General features: G+C 62.5%; 6 protein-coding genes. 5 read left to right on the top strand and 1 reads right to left on the bottom strand.

All coding sequences use genetic code 11. The annotated features are described in order from the left end of the window. Nucleotides 1-362: 362 nt before the first annotated feature. Nucleotides 363-836, top strand: coding sequence for a DUF1203 domain-containing protein (locus N5A93_RS17035; RefSeq protein ID WP_268956298.1), 474 nt, complete (start codon nucleotides 363-365; stop codon nucleotides 834-836). Between the two features lie 377 nt (nucleotides 837-1,213). Here N5A93_RS17035 and N5A93_RS17030 read toward each other — a convergent pair whose 3' ends face one another. Continuing rightward, on the bottom strand, nucleotides 1,214-1,819 hold the full coding sequence (locus tag N5A93_RS17030) for a response regulator transcription factor (RefSeq protein ID WP_268956297.1): 606 nt from the start codon (nucleotides 1,817-1,819) through the stop codon (nucleotides 1,214-1,216). 205 nt (nucleotides 1,820-2,024) lie between these two features. Here N5A93_RS17030 and N5A93_RS17025 point away from each other — a divergent pair, with 205 nt between their 5' ends. The 4 genes from N5A93_RS17025 (at nucleotide 2,025) to N5A93_RS17010 (ending at nucleotide 9,489) form a co-directional block, all read left to right on the top strand. Further along, on the top strand, nucleotides 2,025-2,561 hold the full coding sequence (locus tag N5A93_RS17025; protein WP_268956296.1) for a putative pterin-binding protein: 537 nt from the start codon (nucleotides 2,025-2,027) through the stop codon (nucleotides 2,559-2,561). Between the two features lie 31 nt (nucleotides 2,562-2,592). Further along, nucleotides 2,593-5,145: an ATP-binding protein gene (locus tag N5A93_RS17020; RefSeq protein ID WP_268956295.1), complete on the top strand. Its 2,553-nt coding sequence runs from the start codon at nucleotides 2,593-2,595 to the stop codon at nucleotides 5,143-5,145. Between the two features lie 136 nt (nucleotides 5,146-5,281). Then, the gene (locus N5A93_RS17015) at nucleotides 5,282-6,400 is read left to right on the top strand and encodes an efflux RND transporter periplasmic adaptor subunit (RefSeq protein WP_268956294.1); all 1,119 of its coding nucleotides are present in this window, start codon (nucleotides 5,282-5,284) and stop codon (nucleotides 6,398-6,400) included. Next, nucleotides 6,397-9,489: an efflux RND transporter permease subunit gene (locus N5A93_RS17010; protein ID WP_268956293.1), complete on the top strand. Its 3,093-nt coding sequence runs from the start codon at nucleotides 6,397-6,399 to the stop codon at nucleotides 9,487-9,489. The genes N5A93_RS17015 and N5A93_RS17010 overlap by 4 nt, the downstream gene beginning before the upstream one ends. The last annotated feature ends 73 nt before the right edge of the window (nucleotides 9,490-9,562 follow it).

Here is a 9,562-nt window from a genome sequence, read left to right as displayed (position 1 = left end):
CATAGGCGTATCGTTCCTCTTGGAAGTTCTGGCAGGCTTGATCACCCGCCACGATACGCCGCCTTCTCAAACCCCGTCACCCAGTTTCCCGCATAGCTCGCTTATGTTGGGTGATAGTCTGTAGAGCGAAATACTCCGGTTTGCATGAACGTCAGCTATGCGCAGGGAGCGGATTTTGCAAAGTTTAGCACGTTTCCCTACAGCGGCCCTTCGTGTTGGATGCGGCGAGAGTCGGGCGGGAGCCCATTGTGCCCGATGCTGCGAATTGCGCGAATGACAGGTTTGATAATCAGCAAGTTTCGGGTCGCCCGATCCCGATGACTGTTGCTATCTGAGTGCCGGACACCAAAGGAACTTGAAACATGGGCTTCCAAATTCATTCTTTGCCAGCAGAAGACTTTGCACACCTGTTCACGCTTTCTGACTCAGAGCTGGCGAAAATAAGTGTTTGCCGCCAAGTTGTTCAATCGAAGCCCGGCACTCCATGTCGTGTGAGCATGGCCGATGCAGAAGTGGGTGAAACCGTCATTCTGCTGAACTATGAACATCAACCTGCGAATTCGCCATACAAAGCTTCCCACGCGATCTTCGTTCGAGAAGGCGCGCCTCAAGCCGAGCTAGCTGTCGGAGAAGTGCCGGAGGTTCTGCGCTCTCGCCTGATTTCGCTACGGCTTTTTGACCGAAACCACATGATGATTGATGCTGACGTACTGCACGGCGAAAACCTTGCGGAAGCCATCACTATGGCTTTTGAATGCGAGCACGTGTCTTACGCTCATCTACACAACGCGAAACCTGGTTGTTTTGCCGCTGCCGTCACACGTGCGGAAAGGTAAGATCAGACTTACATCTGGATGAAGCGTGCATTGGCCACAGTCTGTTCAAGGTCGGCTTTGTCCCGCATCTTACCAGTTCATGACCCGCGCAGCGAAGGCCAGCTATCGCAGATCAGCGTGTGAAGCATTGGGTCCGCTTCGGGCTGGCACCGGTCATTGGATGGGCAAGAACACACGCCCCACCCACAGCCAACCGCCACCCACGGCGCGCATTCCGCTTCCGTACAAACCACCCCCCACTTCATGACGAACGCCCTGTTAACCCCCATCCGATGCGGTGCGCGACACCGACGCGATACCGACGTGATATAGCCGCAATGCCGATCACCGTTTTTCGTTGTTAATCAGTTGGTTGAAGGGTGATTCTCGGGCGAGGATCAGATCAGCCCCAGATCCCGCGCCAGCATCGCGGCATGGGTCCGGTTTCTTGCCCCCAGTTTGCGCGACAGGGTCTTTACGTGCAGCTTCACGGTGACTTCCTGAATCTCGAGGTCACGGGCGATTTCCTTGTTGGACTTGCCCTCGGTCAGCCCCCGCACCACATCCAGTTCGCGTGGCGTCAGATGCACGATTTCGGCGCTACCGTCTTGATCCGCAAGGAATTCTTCCGGGCGATATATATTCCCGTCCAGCATCTCGCGCACCGCTTCGATCAGCGCATTCGGTCCCAATGTCTTGGGCAGATAGCCAGCCGCCCCGGCCCTGAGCGCCCGGCGCGCCACCTCGGGCGTCGCCGTGCCCGACAGGATCGCCACCGGGCAATCGGTCGCGGCCCGCATGCGCGCCAGCCCCGAAAGGGACTCCATGCCCGGCATGGAATAATCAAGTAAAACAATATCATAGGGGCCGCTCTTGCGTTCGGCCTCAAGCGCGCCATCCAGCGTATCGGCCGATGCCACCTCGAACCCGCCCTGCAATCGCAGATAGTCCGCGATGGTCTCCCGGACCAGTTCATGGTCATCTGCGATCAATAGCTTCTTCATGTCACGTCCCCAAACCTGTCTCTGGCGTAACGATGCCTGAGTTCAAAGGCAAACCACCCTCTGCTCCGCCAGAGCCGCACTCATCACTCACTTTACATACCAAGCATGACAGGCTTAGTGATAGTCTAGGCGTTGCATAGGAAAATGCCGTGCGTCCGCGCATGACGGGGTTTAAGCGGGTCCCGACGGAGCTTGCAAGACAGTGTTGGCACATAAACGATATCCTCACGCCCCGCCCTGGCTCGCGGCGCTGCTTGGCCTGATCATGCTGGCATCGGCCGGGCCTCTGCGCGCCGCGGAGGAGCACGGGGCTGATCCCATTCTTTCCATTGAAATCATTGATAAAACTACCAATCGCGGCTGCACCCGAGAGCGCATCGAACTGACCTATTCAGAGCTTCAGGCGATGCCCCGTGCAACCATCGAGACAAGCACCAACTGGACCTTCGGAACGCAGCGTTTCACCGGCGTCTGGCTTGCCACCCTGCTTGACCGCCATGCGATCCATTCCGGCATGCTCGAGCTGTTCGCGATCAACGACTATGTCGTGCGCATCCCGGTCGACGAGATCCGCCCCGGCGGCGCGCTGCTGGCCTATCGGCGCAATGACGAGATCATGACCCTGCGCCAGAAAGGGCCGCTCTGGCTGGTCTATGACTGGGATAACGACCCTGCCTACAGGACGGAAACGCACTATTCCCGGAGTATTTGGCAACTGGACCGGATCGTCGCGACGCGCTAGCCTGACTGCCTTTCGAAGGACGGATCTCAACGTGACTGTGCTTGCACAACTTCAGAAACGCTTGTTCCACCGCAACGCGCCGCTTGTCCTGTTCGCGATCCTGTCGCTGGCCTGTATGGCGGCGACCGCGTTTCTGGCCGTTCAGGTCTTTCTGCAGCTCGATCGCTATGGCAGTGCCGCCAACGACAATATCGAATGGTCACTGGCGCAACTCGAGGTCGATCAGGTCAAGCTGGCCCGCGCACTCGATCAACTTGACGAGCCCGTTCCCGCACATCTCCGCGAGGTGCGTCTGCGTTTCGACGTGCTTTACAGCCGCGCGGCCACCTTCAAGAGCAGTGACGCCTATCGAGAGGCTTTCGACGGCAACAGCGTCGCCTCGACGCAGATTGATGCGATAAACGAAACGCTGCAAGACATGGTGGCGCTGATCGACGCGAGCGACGAGCAGCTGATCGCCGGGCGCCAGGCACTGAGTCAGGCCACGGCCAGCCTCACTCACGCGATCCGGCGCCTGTCGAGCACCGGGATCGCCCTCGACGCCGCGCGCGCCGACGCCGAACGCAACACCCTGACGACGACATTGCGGCAGGTGACGGTGATCAGCCTGCTGATGGTGGCCGCCATGCTGGCATTGATGTGGGTGCTCTGGCGGCTCAACGCGCTCAACCGGCGCCGCGCGCTGCAGAACAGGATGACGCTCAGCCGGCTTTCGACGATCCTGAACACATCGGGGGATGCCATTCTGGTGGTCAGGCCCGACGACAGCCTCGCCGAAACCAACAAGACAGCGCGGCGCGCCTTTGGTCTCGACCGGCCCACCGAAACGCCTGTCAGACTTGGCGATATCCTCATGGCGCGCGGGAAGGATGGCTCGCTGACCGCTGTCGACGGCAAACGGTTGCAGTCCCTTCCCACCGATCCCGGCAAGGGCGCGCAGCAGCTTCTGGCGCGGCGCGCTGATGGCGAACTGGTGCCCGTCGAGGTTTCGGCCAACAGGGCGATGCGGGCCAATGACGTGGTCTGCGTCTGCTTCATCCGCGACATTTCCGATCGTGTCGCCGTCGAAGCCGAAATCCAGGCCGCCCGCGACAAGGCGCTTTCCAGCGAGCGTGCAAAGGCCCGGTTTCTGGGCCGCAGCAGCCACGAGATGCGCACCCCGCTGCACGGTATCCTCGGGGCGCTTGACCTGCTGGACGGAACCCGGCTGTCCCGCGATCAGGAGCGCTACACGGCCATCATGAAAAGCTCGGGGCAGTTGTTGCTCAACCAGATCAATGACGCGCTTGATATCGCGCGGTCCGACGGTCGCCATCTGACGTTGCGCGAGACCGTCTTCGACCTCGAGAGCCTGATCGACGGGATCGTGACCGCTCAGCAAGCCGAGGCCGAAGCCAACGACACCAGCATCAGTGTCCTTGGCAACGGCCCGCCCGTCGGCGAGGTCCTCGGTGATCGCGACCGGGTGCAGCAGGTGTTGCTGAACCTGCTGTCAAACGCGATCAAGTTCACCCGCGCAGGCGAGATCACGGTAGAATGCACCCGCGTCGCCAGCACCGGCAAGACCCCCGATCTGATCGAGGTCCAGATTGCAGATACGGGCATCGGAATCCATGAACAGGACCTTTCCCGCATTTTCGACGATTTCGTGCGTCTTGCCCCGGATGCGACGCGTGTCGAGGGCACCGGGCTTGGCCTCGGGATCGCGCGCAACCTGGCCACGCTCATGGGCGGCAGGATCGGCGCCGAGAGCATCCACGGTGAAGGAAGCCTTTTCTGGGTGCGCCTTCCGCTGCCCGCCGCAAAGGGCCGGAGCAGCGAAAGCGCCACAGGCAGCGACGATAGCCTGAAACGCATTCCCAACCTGGATGTTCTGCTGGTCGAGGACAATGCCGCCAGTCGTTTCGTTCTTGGAACGATGCTGGAACAGGATGGCCACAGCGTCACCCAGACCCAAGACGGCGCCGCCGGTGTCGCCGCCGCCGAGGCCCGGCGGTTCGATCTGATCATCATGGATGTCTCCATGCCCGGCATGGACGGGCTCGAAGCCACAAGGCGCATCCGCGAAGGACATGGCCCGTCATCCGATACGCGTATCGTGGCGCTGACGGCGCATGTGGACCGGAACGCCCGCATCGCGCTGCATGACGCGGGTATCGACAACGTCTATACCAAGCCGCTGCGCCTGAACGACCTGCGCCGGATGCTCTGCAGCAAGGCTGCGTCCGAAAGCCGGCGCACGGTTGAAGCCCTTGATCCTTCGGTAACCGACGAGCTGCGGGCGATTCTTTCGGAGGGACAGTTCATCCGGCTGATCGAGGGTTTCAAGCAAGAGGGACAAGCCCTGCTTGCGGCACTGTCGGCAGCCCGGAACGAGCACCTGATGAATATCGCGATGCGGCTGCATCGTTTTGGGGGGGCTGCGGCGACGGTCGGGGCACTTGACCTGCGCCGCGCCGCTGCCCGCGCCGAGGCCGCCGCGCGCAAGGGCGATACTGACGCATTGGAAAAGGCGCTGCCCGAACTCGAAACCGCCTGGAGCGAGACGCTTGACTGGCTCGCGGCCAGCGATCGCGCGGCCTGACCGCATCGCGCCCGTCGTGCGCGAATGATCATGTTATGCCGAATACTTGATGTCGAGAGCGTTGCCAATTCGGGTGCCAGCTGTAAGTTGTCTTCGAGGGACTTTCATGCAGGCTTTTGCGAAAGGGTGTTACAGCGTGCCGATTTGGAAACAATTGCTGTTGATCGGCATCCTCGCAGCCATCGGTTATGGTGGCTATGAGGGCTATCAAAGATACCTCGCCCCGAGCGAGACCTCGACCGCCGCGTCGGCCCGCGGCGACCGCCCGACTTCCGTGGAGATCACCCGCGCCGAGATCCGCACGCTCGCCCGCACTGTCGAGGCCGTCGGCACCACACGTGCGCGACAGTCGGTCGACATCGTCCCCGAGGCCGATGGCCGTATCGTCGAGTTGGCCATCTCGTCGGGAACGACAGTTGAGAAAGGCGCGGTTCTGGTGCGGCTGGACGACGACATCGCCCGCGCCGACCTTGCCGAGGCCGAAGCGCGCCTAAAGGAACGCCGTCAGGCGCTGGAACGTGCCAAGCAGCTGCGCCTCTCCAACGCCGTGGCCGAGGCCACGGTCGAAGAGTCCGAGGCCCGCCTCGCCGAGGCCGAGGCGCAGCTGGATCGCGCCGCGCGCCGCCTGCAGGAGCGTACCATCCGCGCACCCTTCGAGGGTGTCGTGGGGCTGACAAACGTGGATCCCGGCGCCCGCGTCGTTCAGGGCACCCCGATCACCCGGCTGGACGATCTGAGCGAGGTCGAGCTCGAGTTCGGTCTCCCTGAGGGCCTGTTCGCACAGGTCGCGCAAGGCCAACCCCTGACCGCGACCACCGTCGCCTTTCCAGGCGAGGTGTTCATGGGCAAGATCGAAGCGGTGGATAACCGCATTGATCCGGTCAGCCGCTCGTTTCGCACCCGCGCGATCATCCCCAATCCCGAGGGCACACTGCCCGCGGGTATGTTCATGTCGCTGGAATTGACGCTCTCGCAGGCCGACCGGGTCGTCATCCCGGAAGAGGCGCTGGTGTTCCAGGCGGCGGAGACCTATGTTTTCGTTGTCGAAGACGGTATTGCGCGTCGCGTGGTCGTGCGTACCGGTCAGCGGCGCGACGGAATGGTTGCGATCCTCGACGGGGTCGCTGAAGGCACCACCATCGTTCTGCGCGGCCTTCAGCGCCTGCGCGACGGAGGCCCTGTCGCGGTCATCGGTCAGACTGGCGACAGCGACGACGTCGCTGCCGAAAACGCCACCGAGGGCGACAACACATGACCTTGTCGGACCTGTCCGTCCGCCGTCCGGTTCTGGCGGCCGTGGCAAGCCTGCTGTTGATCGTCTTCGGGGTCAGCGCCCTTCGCGACGTGCCGATCCGTGAGCTGCCCGATGTGGACAACGCGGTGGTTTCGATCACCACCACCTATCGCGGCGCAGCCCCCGAAGTGATCGATACCGACATCACGGAAACCGTCGAAGGCGCCGTCGCCTCGATCGCGGGTATCCGCTCGATCAGTTCCGAGAGCCGACAGGGGCGATCCCGCGTCACGATCGAGTTCGAGCCCGACCGCGATATCGATGTCGCCGCCAATGATGTGCGCGACTCCGTCGGCAGGATTCTTGACAACCTTCCCGAGGACGCCGACCAACCCGAGGTCGAAAAGGCCGATGCCGACGCCGATCCCGTCATGCGCCTCGCCGTTACCTCGGACCGTATGACCACCGCAGAAATCACCGATTATATCGACCGCTTCATCCTCGACCGCCTTGCCACGCAGGACGGGATCGCCAATGTGCGGGTTTACGGCGACCGCTCTTTCGCCGTGCGGATCTGGCTGGACCGGCGCGCGCTGGCGGCACGAAAGCTGACCGTGTCGGATGTGGAACAGGCCCTGCGGCGCAACAATGTCGAACTGCCCGCAGGCGAGGTCGAATCCGAAAACCGGCAGTTGTCGGTACGCCTCAACAGCCGCCTTGCCAGTGTCGACGATTTCCGCGACGTGGTGCTTGACCGGGTGGCGGGCTATCCTGTCCGGCTGGGTGATGTCGCGCGTGTCGAGCCCGGCGTCGAAAGCGATACGACCTTCGCACGCAGCGATGGCAAGGACGCCGTCGGGATGGCGATCCAGCGTCAGAGCCAGTCCAACACGCTGCAGATTTCCAATGCCGTGCGCGCCGAAGTCGCCCGCCTGACCCCGACCCTGCCCGAAGGTATGGAGATCATCATCGGTTCGGATGACGCGCTGTTTGTCGGCGCGTCGATCCGCGAAGTGTTGATCGCGTTGTCGATCTCGCTGGTGCTGGTTGTGCTGGTGATCCTGCTGTTCCTGCGCAGCGTCCGTGCCACGCTCATTCCCGCCATAACCATTCCGGTGTCTTTGCTGGGCTGCTTCATTCTGATCGGTATCTGGGGCTTTTCAATCAACACGCTGACCCTGCTGGCGCTGCTGCTGGCCATCGGGTTGGTTGTGGACGACGCCATCGTGGTGCTCGAGAACATCCAGAGACGGATCGAGAATGGCGAAAGCCCGCTTGTGGCCAGCCTCAAGGGCGCGCGCCAGGTGACATTCGCGGTTCTGGCCACGTCTATCACGTTGATCGCCGTCTTCGTGCCGCTGTCCTTCATGCCCGGCCAGGTCGGCAAGCTGTTCGTTGAGTTTGGCTGGGTCATGGCCGGCACCGTCGCGATCTCGACCTTTGTGGCACTGACCGCCTGTCCCGCGCTTGCTTCCAAGGTTCTGAAAGCGGGCAAGACCACCGAACCTCGCAGCGGATACGCACCGCGGGGCTGGCTGCAAAAAGGCTACTCGGCGCTTCTGACGCGCGCGATCCGCGCGCCGCTGGTTGTCCTGACGCTGGCACTGACGGTGTCGGGCGGCGCGTTCCTGTTCTATGACGGCCTGGCGCGCGAGCTGGCACCGCGCGAGGACCGTGGCGTGGGCTTTATCCCGCTGACCGCGCCGCAGGGCAGCACCGTGGCCTATACGGACCGTGCCGCGCGACAGGTCGAAGAGATTCTCGTGCCCCTGCGCGAGGAAGGCGTCATCGAAACAGTCTTCACCTTTACCGGCTGGGGCAACCGTGCATGGCGCAGCTTTGTCGTTTTTCGCCTTGCGCCCTGGGACGAGCGCGACATGAACGTCTCCGAGGTGGTGGGCCGCATCGCGCCGCAGATGGGCCAGATTACCGTCGCACGCGGTTTTCCGGTAACGCCTGCCGGGTTGGGCCTGCGCGGGAGTTCAACGCCGATCCGCGTGGTGATAGGTGGGCCGGATTTCGATAGCGTTAAGGCCTGGTCGCTCGAGCTGCTGGAACGCGCCGAAGATATCGAAGGGCTGGTCAATCCCGAGATCAATTTCGAACAGAACCTGCCACAGCTCGACGTCACGATCGACCGCGCCCGCGCGGATGACCTCGGCGTGTCGATCGACACCATCGCCAACACGATGCAAACCATGCTGGCTTCTCGTCAGATGACGACCTTCGTCAGCCGCGGACGGGAATATCCGGTGCTTGCGCAGGCAGTCGAGGAGGACCGGCGCACACCCTCGGATATCGACAACATCTTCGTGCGCTCGGGCGACGGCGAGACACTGGTACCGCTCGGGGCGCTTGTGACCGTCAGCGAGAACGCCGCCGCACCGTCGCTGAGACGCTTCGACCGCCTGCCGTCGATCCAGCTTTCGGGCGCGCTGGCGCCGGGCGAAGACCTGGGAACCGTACTGGCCCGCCTCGAAGCCGCCGCGGCTGAAATCCTTCCCGCCGAAGCCGCGCTTGGTTACGAGGGCCAGTCGCGCACCTTCAAGGATACCTCGGCGGGCGCGGGCCTTGTCTTTGCGCTTTCGCTCCTGATCGTCTTCCTCGTGCTTTCGGCCCAGTTCGAGAGTTTCGTGCATCCGATCACCATCCTGCTGACCGTTCCGGCGGGTGTCGCGGGGGCGATCTATGCGATGGCGGTCGGCGGGCTATCGATCAATGTCTACAGTCAGATCGGGATCATACTCTTGATCGGGCTGGTGGCGAAGAACGGCATCCTGATCGTCGAATTCGCCAATCAGCTGCGTGACGAGGGACTCGAGGTGCGCGAGGCGGTGATCCGCGCCTCAGTGCTGCGTCTGCGCCCCATCGTGATGACCGTGATCTCGACGGTTCTCGGCGCCCTGCCCCTTGTGCTGGCCACTGGCGCGGGTGCCGAAAGCCGCAATGCCATCGGCACCGTGATCATCGCGGGTCTGTTGATGGCCACCACCCTGATGCTCATCGTGACACCGGTTCTGTATGACCTTCTCGCCCGGTTCACCCGACCTCGCGGCGCCGTCGAAAACGCGCTTGAGAAGGAATTGTCCGACGCTGATCACGCAATTTGATGATGCGGCGCTTTTGCGCCACAGCAAATTGAAACGGTCGCATCCCGGATCAGGTTCAGGTTACATCACTGGC

The sequence above is a fragment of the Roseovarius salincola genome, from assembly GCF_026891095.1.
Classification (GTDB): domain Bacteria; phylum Pseudomonadota; class Alphaproteobacteria; order Rhodobacterales; family Rhodobacteraceae; genus Roseovarius; species Roseovarius salincola.
The sequence above is the reverse complement of the archived record's forward strand: the minus strand, read 5'-3'. Positions and strand labels throughout refer to the sequence as shown.